The 17794-nt window shown below is 65.5% G+C and carries 13 protein-coding genes; 4 read left to right on the top strand and 9 right to left on the bottom strand.

What is annotated here, in order from left to right; translation table 11 throughout:
* Entirely contained in the window at positions 1-807 is an 807-nt protein-coding gene (locus KIO74_RS27290; RefSeq protein ID WP_213338295.1) for an SDR family NAD(P)-dependent oxidoreductase, read from the top strand.
* Between the two features lie 281 nt (positions 808-1088).
* On the opposite strand, the gene KIO74_RS27285 is transcribed toward KIO74_RS27290, so the two are convergent.
* The 7 genes from KIO74_RS27285 to KIO74_RS27255 form a co-directional block, all read right to left on the bottom strand.
* Positions 1089-2711, bottom strand: a complete 1623-nt coding sequence (locus KIO74_RS27285) for a class I adenylate-forming enzyme family protein (protein WP_213338293.1) — start codon at positions 2709-2711, stop codon at positions 1089-1091.
* A 37-nt stretch (positions 2712-2748) separates the two neighbouring features.
* Positions 2749-3492 (bottom strand): SDR family oxidoreductase, encoded by a 744-nt coding sequence (locus KIO74_RS27280; RefSeq protein ID WP_213338287.1) that lies wholly within the window; start codon positions 3490-3492, stop codon positions 2749-2751.
* 188 nt (positions 3493-3680) lie between these two features.
* Positions 3681-4844 carry an acyl-CoA dehydrogenase family protein gene (locus tag KIO74_RS27275; RefSeq protein WP_213338285.1) on the bottom strand — a complete coding sequence of 388 codons (1164 nt, stop codon included), beginning with the start codon at positions 4842-4844 and terminating at the stop codon, positions 3681-3683.
* A 102-nt stretch (positions 4845-4946) separates the two neighbouring features.
* The gene (locus tag KIO74_RS27270; protein ID WP_213338284.1) at positions 4947-7643 is read right to left on the bottom strand and encodes a winged helix-turn-helix domain-containing protein; all 2697 of its coding nucleotides are present in this window, start codon (positions 7641-7643) and stop codon (positions 4947-4949) included.
* Positions 7644-7898: 255 nt separating this feature from the next.
* Entirely contained in the window at positions 7899-8603 is a 705-nt protein-coding gene (locus KIO74_RS27265) for an ABC transporter ATP-binding protein (protein ID WP_213338283.1), read from the bottom strand.
* Entirely contained in the window at positions 8596-9366 is a 771-nt protein-coding gene (locus KIO74_RS27260) for an ABC transporter ATP-binding protein (RefSeq protein ID WP_291960874.1), read from the bottom strand. The genes KIO74_RS27265 and KIO74_RS27260 overlap by 8 nt, the downstream gene beginning before the upstream one ends.
* Entirely contained in the window at positions 9363-11291 is a 1929-nt protein-coding gene (locus KIO74_RS27255; protein ID WP_213338275.1) for an ABC transporter permease, read from the bottom strand. Before KIO74_RS27255 ends, KIO74_RS27260 begins: the two co-directional genes overlap by 4 nt.
* A gap of 272 nt (positions 11292-11563) precedes the next feature.
* Here KIO74_RS27255 and KIO74_RS27250 point away from each other — a divergent pair, with 272 nt between their 5' ends.
* The 3 genes from KIO74_RS27250 to KIO74_RS27240 are packed head-to-tail and all read left to right on the top strand — an operon-like array spanning position 11564 to position 15164.
* Positions 11564-13582 (top strand): oxidoreductase, encoded by a 2019-nt coding sequence (locus tag KIO74_RS27250; RefSeq protein WP_213338274.1) that lies wholly within the window; start codon positions 11564-11566, stop codon positions 13580-13582.
* A 22-nt stretch (positions 13583-13604) separates the two neighbouring features.
* The gene (locus KIO74_RS27245; RefSeq protein ID WP_213338269.1) at positions 13605-14408 is read left to right on the top strand and encodes an enoyl-CoA hydratase/isomerase family protein; all 804 of its coding nucleotides are present in this window, start codon (positions 13605-13607) and stop codon (positions 14406-14408) included.
* Between the two features lie 15 nt (positions 14409-14423).
* The gene (locus tag KIO74_RS27240) at positions 14424-15164 is read left to right on the top strand and encodes a TetR/AcrR family transcriptional regulator (RefSeq protein ID WP_213338268.1); all 741 of its coding nucleotides are present in this window, start codon (positions 14424-14426) and stop codon (positions 15162-15164) included.
* On the opposite strand, the gene KIO74_RS27235 is transcribed toward KIO74_RS27240, so the two are convergent.
* Together KIO74_RS27235 and KIO74_RS27230 are read right to left on the bottom strand one after the other, a co-directional pair.
* Positions 15139-15894: an SDR family oxidoreductase gene (locus KIO74_RS27235; RefSeq protein ID WP_213338262.1), complete on the bottom strand. Its 756-nt coding sequence runs from the start codon at positions 15892-15894 to the stop codon at positions 15139-15141. The two genes, KIO74_RS27240 and KIO74_RS27235, sit on opposite strands and share 26 nt — an antisense overlap.
* 8 nt (positions 15895-15902) lie before the next feature.
* Complete coding sequence (locus tag KIO74_RS27230; protein ID WP_213338261.1) at positions 15903-17681, bottom strand: acetyl/propionyl/methylcrotonyl-CoA carboxylase subunit alpha; 1779 nt, start codon at positions 17679-17681, stop codon at positions 15903-15905.
* Positions 17682-17794 lie beyond the last annotated feature (113 nt).

Below are 17794 nucleotides of genomic sequence, written 5' to 3'. Positions count from 1 at the left end.
ATGAAGATACTCATCACCGGCGCCGCGAGCGGCATTGGCCGCGCCGCCGCCCTCCGTTTGCACGATGACGTTGTTCGGCGCGAGGGCCAAGGCGCCGAACTCATGCTGGTCGATATGAACGCGTCGCTCCTTGAGGAGTTCGCCGGCGAACTCTCAGCCAGAGGCGCAAAGACACGAACCTTCGTCGGAGATCTGGCCGATCCCGACGTGCCGGCGGCGGCGGTTGCCGCGACGGAGGCAGCCTATGGCGGTCTCGACGCCCTCATCAGCAACGCTGGCATCATTTCCCGCTCCAACCTGCTGGAGCTCAGACTCGAGGACTATGAGCGGACATTCGCCGTCAACACGCGCCCCACCTGGCTGTTGGCCAAGGCCGCTTATCCCATGCTCGCCGCCGCCAAAGGCTGTCTTATCGCCACCGCGTCCATCGCCGCTCACGAGCCCACACCGTCGCTCGGAGCCTACGCGCCATCGAAGGCGGCGCTGTTGATGCTCGTCAGGCAGCTCGCCTGCGACTGGGGGCCGGCCGGGATCCGCTGCAACACCGTCTCGCCCGGCAGTACCCTGACGGCCATCACCGCCAACTCGTCCTCGCCCGGGGCCGATCGTCGCGAGGGCCGCAACCCGCTCGGCATGATCGCTGATCCCGATCATCAGGCAGCGGTCATCGCCTTCCTGGCAAGCCCGGACGCCGCCTTCGTCACGGGGGCGGATTTCGTCTGTGACGGCGGCGCCCGGACGCAGTTGATGATGGCGTCCGGCATGGGCAACCCGTGGCAACGACCAACTAACTCGGTTGATGGTTGAGACCTATAGCTTGCTGATTTTATACGGAACCACCGCGTCATTCCGGGGCGGGCCGAAAGGCCCGAGCCCGGAGTCCATGAACACCACTGTGAACCAAAGCAGGCACAGCCCGGCGCGTCTTCTTGTCAGGCCCAGTGTTGATGGATTCCGGGCTCCTCGCTGATGCGAGGCCCCGGAATGACGGCGAGCTTCCATCCAGAACCCTCACGTTTTAAGGCGCAGCTCGAAGCCAGCCCTCATCGACGCGGGCCCGCTTCGGCCAAATCTGAAACGCCTTCGCCTCAAAGCAACTCACGCAGGCGAAACTTCTGTACCTTGGTCGATGACATCGGCCATTCGGTCACGAAGATCACCTGACGCGGAATCTTGAAGCTCGCGATCTGGCCCTTGCAGAACGCCACCAGCCCTTCCTCGTCGACGCTCATCCCGGGATTGCACTCGACGAAGGCGACCGGCACCTCGCCGAGGCGATCATCGCTCTTGCCGAGAACCTGCACGAACTTCACGGCGGGATGCCCGCTCAGAAACGACTCGACCTCGGTGGCGGCGACATTCTCGCCGCCGACCTTCAGCATGTCCTTCAGACGCCCGAGAAAATAGAGCCAGCCATCGGCATCGAACATACCGAGGTCTCCGGTCCTCACCCAGCCATCGGCGAGGATGGTCCTGCGCGTGTGGGCCGGATCCTTGTAGTAGCCGCGAAACGTGCCTGCGCCACGGATGATGATCTCGCCGCGGGTGCCCGGCGGCAGGTCCTCGAGCGTCTCGGGGTCGACCACCCTCGCCTCGGCGCCATAGAGAGGCCGCCCACTTGCGGCAAGGCGCTTGTCCTCCGGCGCATCGGGCGGCGTCAGCATGAACAGCCCGGACGTCTCCGACATGCCGAACAGATTCATGATCGGCACATCGGGCGGGAGCAGGTCACGGATCACATATTGCGTGCCGAGCGGGCCGACATTGACCATGGACCTGACGAAGCCGGTCCAGTTCTCCCGATCGTAGTGCGGCGAACGCAGCACCGGCAGGCTGAGCGTGTGGAAGCCGGGATAGAGATGCTCCACGCGGTACTCCGAGATCATGCGCGCCACGAGATCCGGATCGAAATGCGGTGTGCTGAGGATCGTGGCGCCGCAAGCCATGATGCCGGTGATCAGACCGATGCCGCCGGAGTGGAAGAACGGCATGGGGTCCCAGACCTTTTCACCCGGCGCGAGCCCGACCGAGCGGGAATAGGTCCGCCACGCCCGCTGGAGGCTCGCGTGGGAGAGCTCGCAAGCCTTCGGCATGGCGGTGGTGCCGGAGGTGTAGATCATCACGGCCGTGTGCTCTGGATGCTGCGCGGCATGGGCGCTGTCGAGGATGGCATCGGGAACGGAGACGCCGAGCGCCACGAGATGGGCATCGGAATGCGCCGGCGTCCAGCGCGTCTCGCCGAACATAACGACATGGTCGAGCAGCGGCGCCTCCGCCAGCGCGACGCCATGGGGCGACGGGGCGTCGGAGAGGGCGGGGAAGGTGGCGGCCAGAAGAGCCGCGAAGTCGACATGGTCGCGGATCCGGTCCGTCGTCATGACGATGCGGGCATCGGTGTGGGGAACCACCATCGCCAGTTCGTGTTGCTTGAAGCGGGCGTTGTAAAGGATGCTCTTGCCGCCAGCGAGTTGCACAGCGAAATGCGCGAGCAGGAAATCGAGGCAGTTCGGCATCATGATGCCGACGTGTTGACCAGGCTCGAGCCCCAGCGCGATCAGACCCTTGGCGAGCGCCCTGCTACGCTCCAGCAGCGCCCCATAGGTGATCGTCACGTCAGGAAAGATGGCGTAGAGCTCATCCGGGCGAATACGCGCGTTGTTCTCGAGGAGTTGGGCGAGGGTAAAGCCGCTATCATCGCGATGCGTGGTCATGATTGTCCCTCGGCATTGGCCGGCCAGGTTTAAGACTTCACACGCGCGCCCCCGCGTCAAAGCGGATGATCGACGCGTTCATGAAACGGTTCTCGATGAGATGGCAGACAAGCTGCCCGAATTCGTCCGGATGCCCGAGCCGCTTCGGGAACACGGTCTTCGCCACCAGTGCCGCAGTCCAGTCGGCCGGCAGGCCGCCGAACATCTCCGTGTCCATAAAGCCTGGACAGATCGCGTTCACACGAATGCCGAAGCGGGCGAGATCCCGCGCGACCGTCAGCGTCAGCGACGTGACGCCGCCCTTGCTGGCGGCATAGGCGGCACTGCTGCTGGCGTCCACGGCCGCGATCGAGGCGGTATTGACGATGACCCCGCGTTCGCCGTCCGGTCCCGGCGCGTTGCGCGCCATGTGCCGGGCACAGTGGGCGAGCACCTGGAACGTGCCGGTGAGATTGACGTCGACCGTGCGCCGGAACAACGCCATGGGGAAAATGCCGTCGTCATCGAGCACAGGCGCGCCCTTGACGATACCGGCACAGTTCACGCAGACATGGATCGCGCCGAAGCGCGCGGCCACCGCATCGATCGCAGCCGCGACCGCCGCCTCATCGCTGACATCGACGGCCATGAAGAGTTCGCCCGCCTCGTCGATGGGACCCTCTGGCGGCCGCAGATCGAGGTTCGCGATCTTCGCGCCTTGCGCCAGCAAGGCCTCGATCGTTCCCCGTCCGAGGCCCGACGAGCCACCGGTGACGACGCAGACCCGATCCTTCATATCCATGGATGCCCTGCCCTGTCTGGCTTCTTCTTTTTGACGATGCCACAGCCAATCTAGAAAGGTCCGCGACCTCGCCACCTATCGCCCGATAGGCCGCGCGGCGATCACAAAAAAGGCCGGCCATCTTGCGGCCGGCCCGAGTTACCCGGCGGAGCACCAGGGTCAGGGATAGGAAAGCCTCGAGGCCGCGATCAGAAGGAGCGCGGCAGTCCCAGCCGTTCGGCGATGCCGTTGCGGGCCATCTCGTTGGTGATCGGGCCGATCTTCCACAAACGCGCGTCACGCCAGTAACGCTGCATGTCGGTTTCGGCCGAATATCCCATGCCGCCGAGAATCTGGATACCGAGATCGGCCGCCTTCACGGCATAGTCGGACGCCATCACCTTGAGCATGCTCGATTCCATGCCGCAGTCCCTGCCCTGCGACTGCAGCCAGGCCGTGTTGTGCAGCATCAGCTCGATCGCCTTCTGCCATGTCGCGATATCGGCGACGTAGTGCTGCAGCGCCTGGAAGGACCCGATCGTCTTTCCGAAAGCCTTACGCTGCTTCATGTAATCGAGGGCGTCCTCGAGAACGCCGTCGATGACACCGAGACAGAAGGCTCCCACCATGATGCGCTCGTTGTTGAGTGTCGGCAGCAGCATGTACCAGGCACGGCCCGGCTCGCCGAGAACGAGATCATCGGGCACGAAGACGTTCTCGATGTGAACCAGGCAGGAGCCGATCGATCGCATGCCGAGCTTCGGCAACTGGGTGACGGTCAGCCCCTTCTGCTTGGCCGGCACGAAGAACAGCGTAACGCCGTGATGGCGCTTCTCGCCATTCTTGTCGGTGCGCGCAAGAAGAAGGATGTAATCGGCGACATGCGACGACGAGCACCAGATCTTCTCGCCATTGATCACCCAGCCGCCATCGACGCGCTCGGCCGTGGTGCTCAGCGCGCCCAGCACGTCCGTGCCGCCGTTCGGTTCGGTGAAGCCGATCGAGGCGCGCAGTTCGCCGCGCGCCATGGCCGGCAGGAAACGCTTCTTCTGTTCCTCATTGCCATAGACGCCGATCGACTTGCCGCCGGCGAAGGATGTCAGGCCCCAGATCCAGGCAAGGCCGCCCAGCGAACGGGCCAGCTCACGACCGAGGATCATCTGGGTCATCACGTCGCCGCCCTGGCCTCCATAGGCTTCATCGATACCGATGCCGTGAAAGCCGGCGGCCGTGAACTTGTCCCAGAGCGCGAAGGGATAGTCATGCTCATTGCGTTCGAGTTCCCGCGCCCAGGCCTTGGGGGTTTCCGTGTCGACCCAACGCCGCACCATGTCGCGAAATGCGCGGTTTTCTTCGGAAAGTTCGAAATCCATAGCGGCGCTCCTTTGGTTTCTTATTGTTCTCTGGCGGAGCCCGTATCCTCTCACCTATCGCACGATAGTCAGGGCAATCGCCCCAAATAGACGCTTCGACTATCAGGCGATCAGCCCGAATTGCCGAGCGCGTTCAACCGCCTGGGACCGACGGCGGATGCCGACCTTGTCGTAGACCTGCTGCATGTACCACTTCACCGATCCCTCGGAGAGGCCAAGCCGGCTGCCGATCTCGCGGTTACGCATGCCGCAGCCGACCAGCGTCAGGATTTCCAGCTCCTTGCCGCTGAGACGGCCGTAAAGCCCCTCGTCCGGCACAGCATGCGCCCCTGTCGGCCGCTTGCCCTCGAAAGCCTCGAGCACGCGCTGCGCGAACAGATCGGTCGGGTGGTCGGAGGCGATGTTGTCAGCATAAGCCTCGGCGAGGATGGAGCGTACCGCGGTGCCTTCGTCTACAAAGCAGCGCACCAGCTCCGCCGGCGCCGCGTTGGCGATCGCCTCGCGCATCTGCCTCTGCGCCGCCCGCCCGTCGCCGCTGAGCAAAAGCGCCTGAGCCATCAGTATGCTCCAGCGCACATTCAGCCTGAGCGCTCCACGCTGAGCGCAGAACGAGCGCCACTGTTTGATGACCGACAAGGCTTCACGGGTGTTGTCGTAGCTCAGCGCCATACGCACCCAGATCGCGGCGCGGGTTTCCTCGCGCGTCGTGGCCCCCGCCTGCGGCAGGCATCCTTCCGGCTCGACCGGCAGGCCCGCCCATTCCAGGAGACGGCTCGCCGCCTCAGGCATGCCGCTGCGCAGCAACAGGCGGATCTGTTCGTGAATGACGGCGAGACGCAGCCTTTCCAGGTCACATTCAAGGGCGATCGCCGACGCGTCGTCGAGGGTGCGGCGCGCACCGGCGATATCGCCCCTGGCGGCGAACAGCCGCGATGCCACGATATGACCTGACACGAGTTGGTCCGGAAATGACATCTCGCGCGCCGCTGGCAGATGGCCTTCGATGAGGTCCGCGGCCCGCTCGCTCTCGTTGCTCTCATAGAGCACCTCGGCCAGCGGCAGCGCCACGAGCGCGGCGAGGCCCGAATTGCGGCCGGTCCACTTCAGGCTTTCGGCGAAGCCGTTCTCGAGCGCCGTCCTTGCGGCCTCGGCGCGGCCATTGGCGAAGAGCGACGCGCCAGCGGCGGCCTGCAAGGAGATCAGCGCGAAGCTGTATCCGGACTGCTCGGCGATCGCCTTGCCATCCGCATAGAGCTTCTCGATGCCCTCGAAACGGAACTGCTCGCGCCGCGCTATCAGCAACTGGCCGTGGATCGTGCATGCAAGATAGGGCCGGATCCCGTTAAAATAGCGCATGAGGCGCTGACAGCGCTGCTCGACGTCGGCGGCTTCGTCATGCGCCGCCGCCAGCATCATCTCGCGATGCTCGATAGTGCGACGCAAGATCTCGCTGTCGCCGCCCTCGTCCGCCGCCTGCCGCTGATCGAGGCATGCCCTCGCCTGGTCGAGCAGCCGCCGCGATTCCGCGTGACGCATGGCGCGGATCTTGAGCCAGGCCACCGAAATCATCGTCCACGGGCAACGAACGAAGATCGCTTCCGGCAAATGCGCGGCATAACGGGCGATGACGCCGAGGCGCCCCGTGTAGGTGAATTCCTCGGCTATGGTCTCGAGATAACCGCCAAGCCGGTCGAAGTCGCGAGCCCGCAAGGCCTGTTCGAGCGCTTCCGTCCAGTAACCGTTCCGCGACAGCCAGTCGGCCGCCGCGCGCTGCTGACGCGCCTCGGCGGCGGAATCGTGCTCGGCGAGCTTGCGCCGCAGGAAGTCGGCGAAAAGGCTGTGATAGCGGTACCAGTTGCCTTCATCGTCAACAGCGGCGATGAACAGGCCGATCTCCTCCAGTCGCCGCAGCATGGCGACGGAATCGTTGCGACCGGCGACCGCATCGCACAGGGGCGGCGACAGTCGATCGAGATTAGCGGTCGCCAGCAGGAAGTTCTGGATATCCCCGCTCTGTATGGCGAAGACGTCCTCGGCGAAGAAATCCGCCACCGCCCGCCGCCGGCCCGAAAAGGCGGCGATTTGCGCTGACCGGTCCGCGTCGGCGCAGCCGTCGAGTGCCAGCGCGGCGAGCTTCAGGCCTGTCGCCCAGCCCTCGGTGCGCTCCATGAGCGTGTCCAGATCGCCGGGAGAAAGGTCGTGATGACCGTTCGCGGCAAGCAGGGCGCTCGCTTCCTCGCGCGAGAACTTCAAGGCGTCCATGCCGATCTCGAGCAACTGGCCATAGGCGCGTAGAACGCCGAGTTCCAGCGCCGCCGTGTCGCGTGTTGCGATGACGAAACGGGTGTTCGAAGGCGCCCGCCGAAAGAGCACGCCCAGCATGTCGATGGCATCCGCCGGAAGGACATGGGTGTCGTCGAGCATAACGAAAACAGGGACAGCAGAAAGTCTCTCGATCACCGTCGCGAGCAGACCGTCAGCATCGTAGTAAGTCTCGTTGCGGAAATTCAATCCGAGACCTTCGGCGGTCGCATTGGCGGACAGCATCGCCGCCAGCGAGGATGCGAAGGCCTTCGCCGAGCACTCCTGACGATCGAGGCTCAGCCAGGCAACCCGCACACCTTGCCGCGAAAGCGCTTCGGACCACTGGGCAAGCAGCGTGGTCTTGCCATAGCCGGCAGGCGCCTTGACCAGCGTGATGCGACGGGGGGCCTCGCTGAGGAGCCGGCGAAGCCTGGGGCGATCAAGCAGGCCGCCCGACTCCAGAGGTGGGACAAGCTTGGTCCTTATCAGTTCCATGGCATTTCCCCGACGCTGATTTTCTCATCCGGCGGCTTCTGGCTCGCCCATTCTTTCCTCTAATCTACCATTCGTCCGGTTGGTTAGGCAAGAAGCGCCGTCCCTTTTATGGTCGAGAATTTCATGGCGCCGGCGCATTTCTGGGCGACGATGGACATGCAAGACGACGGACATGAAAGACGCAGACGGCCCGGGCGTCGCCGCCCGGGCCGGTTTGTAATCGTGACGAAAAGGACTGCGACGCTTAAAAAAATATCACAAGGCGAGATGGCGGTTCCGCACCTCCGGCGACGCGTCGAATTCATCCCAGCTGCCGCTGAATACGATCCGGCCGGTGTCGAGAACATAAAGTGAATTGGTACACTGGCGCGCAAACCAGAGGTTTTGCTCGCTGAGCAGGAGCGCGACCCCGTGTTGCGCGCAAATGGCGTTGATTGATTTGGCCATCTCCTCGACGATAATCGGCGCCAAGCCCTCGGTGGGCTCATCGAGCAACAGCAGCTTCGGCATCGGCAGGAGGCCACGCGCCACTGCGAGCAGTTGCTGCTGGCCGCCGCTCAGCTGGTTGCCGAAACGGGTCTTCAGCGCCTCCAACATGGGAAAGAAGCCTATCATCGCCTCGGGCGAGGCCGGCGTCGTACCTCTTGCCGTGGCGTGGCGCGCGATCTCGAGGTTCTCGACCACCGTGAGGTGTGGAAAGATGCGCCGGTCCTCCGGCACCAGCGAGAGGCCGAGACGCGTACGCTCGAAGCCCTTCAGCCGACGGAGATCGGCACCGTCGAGCTGCAGCACGCCATGGGCGGACGGACCGCCCCCCATGATGCTCTTCAGGAGGGTGGACTTGCCGGCGCCATTACGGCCGATCACCGCGACCCGCTCGCCCTTGGTAATCTTCAGGTCGATGCCATGGAGTACCTGGCTGTCGCCATAGAGGGCGCGGAGCTGTCCAACCTCAAGCATGCTGCACCTCGTGCCCTAGGTACACGTCACGCACCGCCTGGTTGGCGCGGATTTCCTCGCCGGTGCCGATGGCGATCACCTGGCCGTAGTTCAGCACCATGATCCGGTCGGACAGCCCGAACACCACATCCATGTCGTGCTCCGTCAGCAGCACCGTCACGCCGAAGCTGTCGCGGATCTGTTTGACCAGTGCCACCATCTCCACCCGGTCGGAGGGAGACATGCCGGCGGTCGGCTCATCCATCATCAGCACCTTCGGGCCGAGCGCCAGGGTCAAGGCCAGCTCCAGCCGCTTCTTGTCGCCGTGGGACAGGAAGCGCGCCTCCATGTCCCGCCGCGCCGCGAGGCCGACCGCCGCCAGCCATTGTTCCGCGCTGCCGAGGGTGTCGTCCGAGGGCTTGTAGCGGAGCAGCCCGCCGAGGCTTTCACGGGCGTTGCGCTTTCGCGCTTCCACGGCCAGCACGAGATTGCCGAGCAATGTGGTGTCGGGATAGACGCGCGCGACCTGGAATGTGCGGCCGAAGCCGATGGCAACGCGACGCGCTGCCGGCATGCGCGTGATGTCCTCGCCGAAGGCCTCGATGCGGCCCTTCTCGGGCAGCACCTCACCGGTCAGCGTTCGGAACAGCGTTGTCTTGCCGGCACCGTTCGGACCGATGATCGCCAATGTTTCGCGAGCGGCGACGGTCAGGTTCACGTCCTTCAGGACCGGTATGGCGCCGTAGTTCTTATGAAGGTTTTCGACTTTCAACACGGGGGTCACGGACGGACCTCCTTTGCCACGAAACCGATCTTCGGCTCTGACGTCGCCTCCTGCTTCCGCGACCGGAAGCGTCCGATGATTCCGAGCACACCGTCAGGGGCAAGCATCACCAGGAGAAGCAGCACGCCACCGGTGACGATCTCGGACAGGCCGGCGAGCGCGCGCGTCGCCTCGGCCAGGATGAAGAACAGCACGGTGCCGACGACCGGGCCCCAGAAGAAGGCTGCTCCGCCAAGAAGCGAACTCAGCATCGGCTGCATCGAGACCAGGTAATTGCCCGCCTCGGGCGTGACGATCTGCACCCAGGGGGCCTGCAGAGCGCCGGCAAGCGTCGCCACAGCCCCCGAGATGGCGAAAGCGGTCAGCCTGTAACGGCCGACATTGATGCCGAGAAACATCGTGCGCTCCGGGTCCTGCTTGACCGCCCGCAGCATACGTCCCAGCGGGCCGGCGCTGAGCCACCACAGCCCGAGCGCCATGGCGCCGCAGACGACGAACAGGAACCAGAAGTAATTCTGCGTGCTCTGCAGGCCGACCGTGATGAAACCAAGGTCGAGATTGGGGTGCGGGATACCCGAGACACCGTCGTCCCGCCCCAGCGCAGCCGACGAACTGATGAGCAGGCGCATGATCTCGCTCAGCGCAAGCGTCAGGATCGCAAGTGCTATACCTGTCGTCCTGCGGACGGCGACAGCGCCGACGATCGCCGCGACACAGCCGCCGATCAGCGCGGCGACGACCAATACCGCGAGAAACCACTGGCCCCCCGTCGCCTTGAGCATGAGGCCGGAGGCATAGCAGCCGATCGCGAAAAAAGCCGCGTGACCGAAGGTGGCGAGGCCCGTGGTGCCGAACAAAAGGTTCCAGGACAGGGCGAACAGCGCGGCGATCAGTGCCATGCCGGCGAGGAAAACCATGCCGGGATTGGCCCACAACGGCATGGCCGCGATACCCGCCGCGCCCAGGACGCCGATCCACGTCAACACTGTCCTGTAACGCGCCCAGTCGACGGGCGCACTGCCGGTCGCGTGATGCGGCGAGGCATGGTCCCCGCTGCCGGCCGAGAGCAGGCCGGCGGGCCGCCATAACATGAAAGCGACCATCACCACATACATGGCGACCCCCGGCTGATCGGGGAGGACGACGGCGTTGAGGCTCTCGACCAGACCGAGCACGAGAGCCGCCAGGAAGGCGCCACGAATATTGCCGAGCCCGCCGATGATAACGGCGATGAAGGCCTGCAGTAGAAAGGCGTGCGACAGCGTCGGCGACAGGCTCTGGTTGGGCAGCAGCAGCCCACCCGCGGCGCCGGCAAGAAAGAAGGCGGCAACCACGGTCAGCGTCAACATGACGGGAACGTTGATGCCGACAAAGCCGGACATCCACTGGTCATGCGCCAGCGCCTGCACAATCTTGCCGATCCACAGGCGGTGGATGGCGAATTCCAGGATGATGAAGACGACGATGCCGAGGCCGATAATGAACAGCGAAAAGATCGGCACGATCACCGGCCCGACCATCAGAACGCCGGCGAGCGACGGGGGCGGGCTGATGGAATGGTAGTTGAGACCCCAGATCATCTTGACCAGACCGTCAAGCAGCATCATCAGCGCGAAGGTCGCGATCAGGGTGTAGGCCTCATCGTAATCGCGCAGGCGCCGGAACACGACGATATCCGTAACCAAGCCGAGCGCGGCGACGACCACTCCCGACACCAGGGCGGCCAGCAGAAACACCCAGATGGAACTCGCGGACGGCCCCATGATGCTGAAAGCCACATAGGCGCCCAGCATGAAAAAGCTTCCCTGGGCGAAATTTAGGATGCGCAGCAGGCCGAAGATCAAGGTGACGCCGGCGGCCACCAGAAACACCGCCATGCCCGCCGCGAGGCCGTTGGCCAAGGCAAACAACACTTGATCCAGCATACGTCCTCCCTGAGACAGGTGGGCCTGCCCGATGCTGGACGGCGCGTCACCCGCGTCTGCTGTGTTCGATCCCTGGCACTGGTCGCCGCGCCGGCCATCTTCGCTGGTGTACTTGTCCCGACGCGACCTTGAGCAAGGCGAGAAGCTAGGAGGCCGGATAGCCACGGAGACCTATCCATCGATAGGGGGCGTCGGCCCAGGCGAGGTCCTATCCACGAGACAGGGAGCGACAATGCGGCGGCCTCCCGTTCCAACAGGCAGAAGGTGGCCCCATGACGCATGGCAAGCGCGAGACGATCGAAAGCCCGTCGCGCTTTCCCCGGCTCGCAAGCCCGATCCGGCTCGCGGGGCTCACGATCCCGAACCGCATCGTCATGGCGGCGATGTCCAGCGTGCTGGCCGACGAAGAGGGCGGCGTCACCGACGATACGGTTGCCTATTACCGGGCGCGTGCCGCCGGCGGCACGGGGCTCATCGTGGTCGAGTTCACGAGCGTCAATCGCCGCTACGGCAGGGCCGAGATGAAGCAACTCGTGCTTGATGAGGACAGCGCCATCGGCGGGCATCGGAGGATCACGGCAGCCATCCGTGCTGCGGGCTCCCGGGCCGCGCTGCAGCTGCACACACCGGGCCAGCATGCGGATCGCCATACACTGGACGGTCTGCCGTTCGCGCCGAGCGAGGAAATCTCCCGTCGCGATGGCGTCACCCCGACGACGCGCATGCTGGAGCCCACGCAAATCGAGGAACTGATCGGCGACTTCGGCCGGGCGGCCGAACGCGCCATGGCCGCAGGTTACGAGGCGATCGAGATCCACGGCGCGCATGGCTATTTGCCGATGGCCTTCCTGTCCCCGCTCAGGAACAGGCGCGATGACGCATGGGGCGGCGACTTCGAACGGCGCCTGCGCTTCCCCCTGGCGGTGATAAAGGCGGTCAAAGCTGTGCTCGGCCCGGATCGTCCGCTCATCTACAGATTGTCGTCCTCGGATTTCCTGCCGGGCGGCCTCTCCCTCGATGACATGGTCACCATCGTCCCGCGCCTCGTCGCCGCCGGCCTCGACGCCATTCATGTGTCGAGCGGCGCGATCGAGGGCACCCTCGACCGCACCATCGATCCCATGTCGGCGGATGAGGCGTGGCGCTTCGCGCATGCCCGCGCGATCCGTGCGGTGGCCGGCGTGCCGGTCATCGGCGTCGGCCCGGTGCGCTGGCCGGATGTTGCGGAGCGCGGCCTGGCGGACGGCGACATCGACATGGTGGCGCTGGGGCGGCCCCTGCTCGCCGACCCGGACTGGTCGCGCAAGGCGCTGGCCGGCGATGTCGATGCGATCCGCCCCTGCACCAACTGCAACTGGTGCTTCGACCGGGTGCTCAAGCACATCAACATCAGCTGCGCCGAGAACCCACGCGCCGGCCAGGAAAACCATGTTCCCGTCGTGGATGGCGGCGCGGGCCGGCTGGCGCTGGTGGTCGGCGCGGGCCCCGGCGGGATGGCGGCGGCGCTGGAACTGTCCGAGGCCGGGTTCAAGACCCGCCTCTACGAGGCGAGGGATGAAGTCGGGGGCGGGCTGATCGCCTCGGCGTCGCCTCCCCACAAGGAAAAGCTCTTTTGGTATCTCGACTATTTCAAGAGGCGCCTTGCGGCGAGCGGCGTCGAGATCCGCCTCGGCCAGCCAGCCGATACAGGCGCGCTGACCTCCGAAAGGCCCGCGCTGGTGATCATCTCGACCGGCGCCCGGGCGCAGGCAATGCCCTTCGCGACGGGTGACGCCACCCGCGTGATCCGCGCCTATGACATTCTGTCCGGCGACTGTGAGGCTCCTTTACCCGACGCGTTGCCCACCGTGGTCTATGGTGGCGGCGAGACAGGTTGCGAGACTGCGGAATATCTGGCGGCTCGTGGACATCACGTCATTCTCGTGACCCGCTCGGGCGGGCAGCAGCTCGCCCGTTCCGCCGAGGTCATGTATCGCAAGCATCTCCGGGCGCGCCTGCAAGGCAACCCCCGGATCACCGTGGTCGACAACACCACCATCACCGACGTCGACGGGCGGCTCGTCACGACGCTGGCAAATGGTCAGGAAGGCCGGATCGAAGCGGGCTGGGTGGTGGTCGCGCAGGGGCGGCAACCGGGTTCCCCGCTTGGCGCCGGGCTCGCGGCCGCCGGCATTCCACATGCCATGGTCGGTGACGTCGAGACGATCGGACGGATCGGCGACGCGGTCCATGCGGCGCGCGCCGCCGTGTCTTCGCTCGCGCATCAGGTCACGCGCCAGGTCGCCCGATGAAGCGTGAAAGAGGTTTGCAACCATGACCGATCGTCCCGCGACCGCCGAAGACGACACCCCGCTCACGGTCGCGCATGACGGCCCTGTAGCCGTGGTCACCATCGCAAGGCCGCACAAGCTCAACACCATGACGCGGCGCTTCTATGCCAACATCACCGCGACCCTGCGAGGCCTGGAGCAGGACGGTGGCGTGCGCGTGGTGGTGATCACCGGCGCGGGCGAGCGGGCGTTCTCCGCCGGTGGCGACATCGGCTCGCTCGACAGCCTCGGCGACATGGTGGATCGCCGCGCCTACCAGCGGGAGGCCATGGCCGCTTTCCTGGCGGTGGAGCGGTGTCCGCTGCCGATCATCGCCGCGGTCAATGGCCTCGCACTCGGTGGCGGCTGCGAACTCACGCTCGCCTGCGACATCGTCATCGCCGCCGAGCACGCCGAGTTCGGCATGCCGGAGGCAGCGCTGGGCCTCGTTCCGGGCTACGGGGTCATCCGTGCCGCTGACAAAATCGGACGCGCGATGACCAAGCTGCTCATCGCAACACGCCGTCGCATCGATTCCGCGACGGCGTTGCGTATCGGGCTCGTCGAAGAGGTGGTGCCATCCGCCGCGCTCCTGAGCCACGCCCTTGCCATGGCGCGGGAGATTGCGGAGAGTTCGCCGCTCGCTCTTGAAATTGCCAAGCGCATCATTGATCGGAACCTCACGCAGGCCGATCTCGATTATTCTACGGAGGCACTCGCCGTGTTACAGGCAAGCCCCGACGTTCGTGAGGGAACCGCCGCGTTCCTCGGTAAACGGAAGCCCCTCTTTGCTGATCGGCGTGGCTGAAATACGGATGATCGAATGACGAAGGTCTTTGCCCGCGAGCTGAGCCACAAGCTGCCAGAGCCGGCACCCGTGCGCCACCGGCTGCGCGGCCACGAACGGCGCGCCGAAATCCTGACGGCGGCAACGAAAGTATTCCATCGCAAGGGTTATGAGGCGGCCTCCCTGCAGGACATCGCCGACGAGCTCGGCATCCGCAAAGCGAGCCTGTTCTACTACTTCCCCTCAAAGGAGGAACTGCTGCACGAGGTGCTGGCTTCGATCATCAGCCGGGGCATCGCCAATCTGCGACAGATCATGGCTGTTCCGGCCGACCCGCTGACCGTGCTGTGGCGGCTCGTTGCCGGCCATATTCTGCATCTCTGCGAATATCTCGAGGAGACGGCGGTGTTTCTGCATGAGCGCAAGTCTATCCCGGCGGAGAAACGCCACACGGTGCTCGCGGACGATCACACCTACCAGAACCATTTCGTCGAGACGATAAGGGAAGCGCAGGCCGCCGGCTTGATCCGGCCAGACGTCGACCCCAAGCTGGCGGCGCTGAGCGTGCTCGGTTCGGCCAACTGGACTTACACATGGTTTCGCCGCAGCGGGAGTATGAAGCCGGAGGTCATCGGAGAGCAGTTCGCCACGATGAGCGTCAACGGCCTCGCGAGCCCGAAGGCGCTCGAGACCTGGCGCAAGCCTTCCCTGTCCAAAACTTCCCTGTCCAAGCCTTCCGTGTCGGAGGCGATCAGCCCATCAGCTGCCCGCCGTTGATCGAGATTGTCTCGCCGGTGACGAAGGCGGCCGCGTCCGACATCAGGAATGCAGCAAGGCCGGCCACCTCCGCTGATGTGCCCGGTCGCCCGGCCGGGATTTTCGCCAGTTCCACCTCGCGCAAGTCCGGCCTGATCGCGCGGGTCATCTCCGAGTCGATGAAGCCGGGCGCGATGCAGTTGGCGGTAATGCCGAGGCTGGCGTTCTCGAGCGCCAGCGCTTTGGTCATTCCGATCAGCCCGGCCTTGGCGGCTGCGTAATTCGCCTGCCCGGCCTGGCCCTTGAGACCGTTCATCGACGACATGTTGACGATGCGCCCGAAGCGGCGCTCGCGCATCTTCGGCAGGACCGCGCGGCATAGGTTGAAAGGGCCGGTGAGATTGACGGCGATGACCGGCTCCCACTGCGTCGCCGGATCCATGCGATGCATGAAGCCGTCCCGGGTGATGCCGGCGTTGTTGACAATGCCGCCGACGGGTCCGACCTCCTCCTCAATGGCCGCGACCATGGCGACGACGTCGTCAAAACGGGTGACATCGAGCGTCCGACGCCAGGGGCTTTGGTCCAGGTAGCTGATATCAATACGCACGACGCGCCAGCCACCGGCCTCCAGGGCTTCCGCGATGGCCGCGCCTATGCCACGCGCGGCGCCCGTCACGATGGCGACATCCGGTCGTTGCCGGGTGGGGCTCACGGCGCCGGGACGTCCGGCGTCAGGTCCTGTGGTCATGGGTCTACCTATGTATCGGCTGATTGCTGGATGGCGCAGACGAGAGCGCCGGCCTTGATGGTCTCGCCAGCCGCAACGTGCAATGCGGTCACGATCCCATCAATCCCGGCGAGGACCGGCATCTCCATTTTCATGGCCTCGACGACAGCGAGAACCGTCGAGCCGGTCACGACATCGCCGACCGCGACGGCAATATTGACCACCGTCGCATCGATCGGCGCGACAGGCCCTGGCTTTGCCGCCTGCACGCCGGAGATCGTCGCCGGAGTACCACGCCGCTCGCGCTCCGCGCGGACGTCTCGCGTCGCCTGTCCAGTAAATATGTCGAGCACGACCTGCCCCTGCGGTGTATCGAGCACCTCGCGCCGAAACGGCATGGCCTTGATACCGTCCTCCCCGTCCGGCACGACCGCGTCGACAGCCCCGGTCGCGATGGCAGGCGTCAGGTTGCCTGCCTCGCGTTCGATCCAGCCGACATCGATATCAACTTGCGCGAAGGCATCGCTATCCACCACGCGGCGCAGGAACGTGCAGTTGCTGGCGACGCCCTCGATGCGCGTCTCCGCGAGAGCGCCGCTCAGCCGGCGCGCCGCCTCGGCCCGTCCGCTCCCCCAGGCGAGGACCTTGCCAAGCATGGAATCGTAGAAGGGAGGCACGGCATCGCCCGGGCCGAAGCCGAAATCCGTCCGCACCCATGGGCCGGCCGGCAGATCAAGGCGGCCGATCCGACCCGCCGAGGGCGCGAAACCCGCCGCCGGGTCCTCGGCGGCGACCCGCGCCTCGATGGCGTGACCACGCAGCACGACGTCGGCCTGGGTGAATGGGAGGGGGCGCCCCGCCGCAACCAGCAGCTGAAGTTCCACCAGATCGAGGCCGGTGACCAGCTCTGTGACGCCATGCTCCACCTGCAGCCGCGTATTCATTTCGAGGAAGTAGAAATTCTCCCGCGCCGCGTCGACGAGAAATTCAACGGTTCCGGCGCCGACATAGCCGACACTCCGGGCGAGCTGGACTGCGGCGGCGTGCAGCGCGTGCCGCAAGTCAGGCGGCAGATCGGGCGCCGGCGCCTCCTCGATCACCTTCTGGTGGCGTCGCTGCATGGAGCAGTCCCGGTCGCCGAGATGAATGACATGGCCGTGCCGGTCGCCGAAAACCTGCACCTCGACATGGCGTGGCCACTCCACATAGCGCTCGAGAAAGACCTCCGGCTTGCCGAAGCTCGCCTGCGCTTCCCGCGCGGCGCTTTCCAGCGCCGCCGCGAGCGCCGCCTCCTCGGCGACGATGCGCATGCCGCGCCCTCCACCGCCGAAAGCCGCCTTGACCAGCAGGGGATAGCCTATGGTGCGGACGACCGCCTGGGCGTCGTCGACATCGAGGCCCGCATCGCTTCCGGGGAGGACGGGGAGACCCGCGGCGATCGCCGCCGCCCGCGCCGCCGTCTTGTCCGCCATGGTGGCGATGACCGCGGGGTCCGGGCCGATGAATGTCAGCCCGGCATCGATGACACCCTGCGCGAAGGCCGGGTTCTCGCTGAGGAAGCCATAGCCGGGATGGACCGCCACGACCCCTTCGGCCAGCGCCGCGGCGACGATCGCCGCCGTATCGAGATAGGAGTTGCGCGCCGGACCTTCGCCGATGCGCACGGCCCGATCCGCCAGGCGCACATGGAGCGCCTGCGCATCCGCGTCACTGTAGACCGCGACCGCTGACAGGCCGAGCGTGCGGCAAGCGCGAATGAGGCGTACAGCGATCTCGCCGCGATTGCTGATCAGTACAGATGAAAACATGGGTCACCGCATGTCGGATGCTTGCATCTGCGTTACGGGGCCGGTGGCGCGGCGCAACCTATCGAAAGATATATGACGGGTAACGCGCTTCCATGGGACCCGGTGCGAGGATG

The organism is Chelatococcus sp. HY11 (genome assembly GCF_018398335.1).
Lineage (GTDB): Bacteria > Pseudomonadota > Alphaproteobacteria > Rhizobiales > Beijerinckiaceae > Chelatococcus.
The sequence above is the reverse complement of the archived record's forward strand: the minus strand, read 5'-3'. Positions and strand labels throughout refer to the sequence as shown.

Bases quoted from the DNA above. Each gene is read 5' to 3' on its own strand.
- KIO74_RS27290 (WP_213338295.1), top strand. From the start codon at position 1: ATGAAGATACTCATCACCGGCGCCGCGAGCGGCATTGGCCGCGCCGCC.
- KIO74_RS27285 (WP_213338293.1), bottom strand. From the start codon at position 2,711: ATGACCACGCATCGCGATGATAGCGGCTTTACCCTCGCCCAACTCCTC.
- KIO74_RS27280 (WP_213338287.1), bottom strand. From the start codon at position 3,492: ATGGATATGAAGGATCGGGTCTGCGTCGTCACCGGTGGCTCGTCGGGC.
- KIO74_RS27275 (WP_213338285.1), bottom strand. From the start codon at position 4,844: ATGGATTTCGAACTTTCCGAAGAAAACCGCGCATTTCGCGACATGGTG.
- KIO74_RS27270 (WP_213338284.1), bottom strand. From the start codon at position 7,643: ATGGAACTGATAAGGACCAAGCTTGTCCCACCTCTGGAGTCGGGCGGC.
- KIO74_RS27265 (WP_213338283.1), bottom strand. From the start codon at position 8,603: ATGCTTGAGGTTGGACAGCTCCGCGCCCTCTATGGCGACAGCCAGGTA.
- KIO74_RS27255 (WP_213338275.1), bottom strand. From the start codon at position 11,291: ATGCTGGATCAAGTGTTGTTTGCCTTGGCCAACGGCCTCGCGGCGGGC.
- KIO74_RS27250 (WP_213338274.1), top strand. From the start codon at position 11,564: ATGACGCATGGCAAGCGCGAGACGATCGAAAGCCCGTCGCGCTTTCCC.
- KIO74_RS27245 (WP_213338269.1), top strand. From the start codon at position 13,605: ATGACCGATCGTCCCGCGACCGCCGAAGACGACACCCCGCTCACGGTC.
- KIO74_RS27240 (WP_213338268.1), top strand. From the start codon at position 14,424: ATGACGAAGGTCTTTGCCCGCGAGCTGAGCCACAAGCTGCCAGAGCCG.
- KIO74_RS27235 (WP_213338262.1), bottom strand. From the start codon at position 15,894: ATGACCACAGGACCTGACGCCGGACGTCCCGGCGCCGTGAGCCCCACC.
- KIO74_RS27230 (WP_213338261.1), bottom strand. From the start codon at position 17,681: ATGTTTTCATCTGTACTGATCAGCAATCGCGGCGAGATCGCTGTACGC.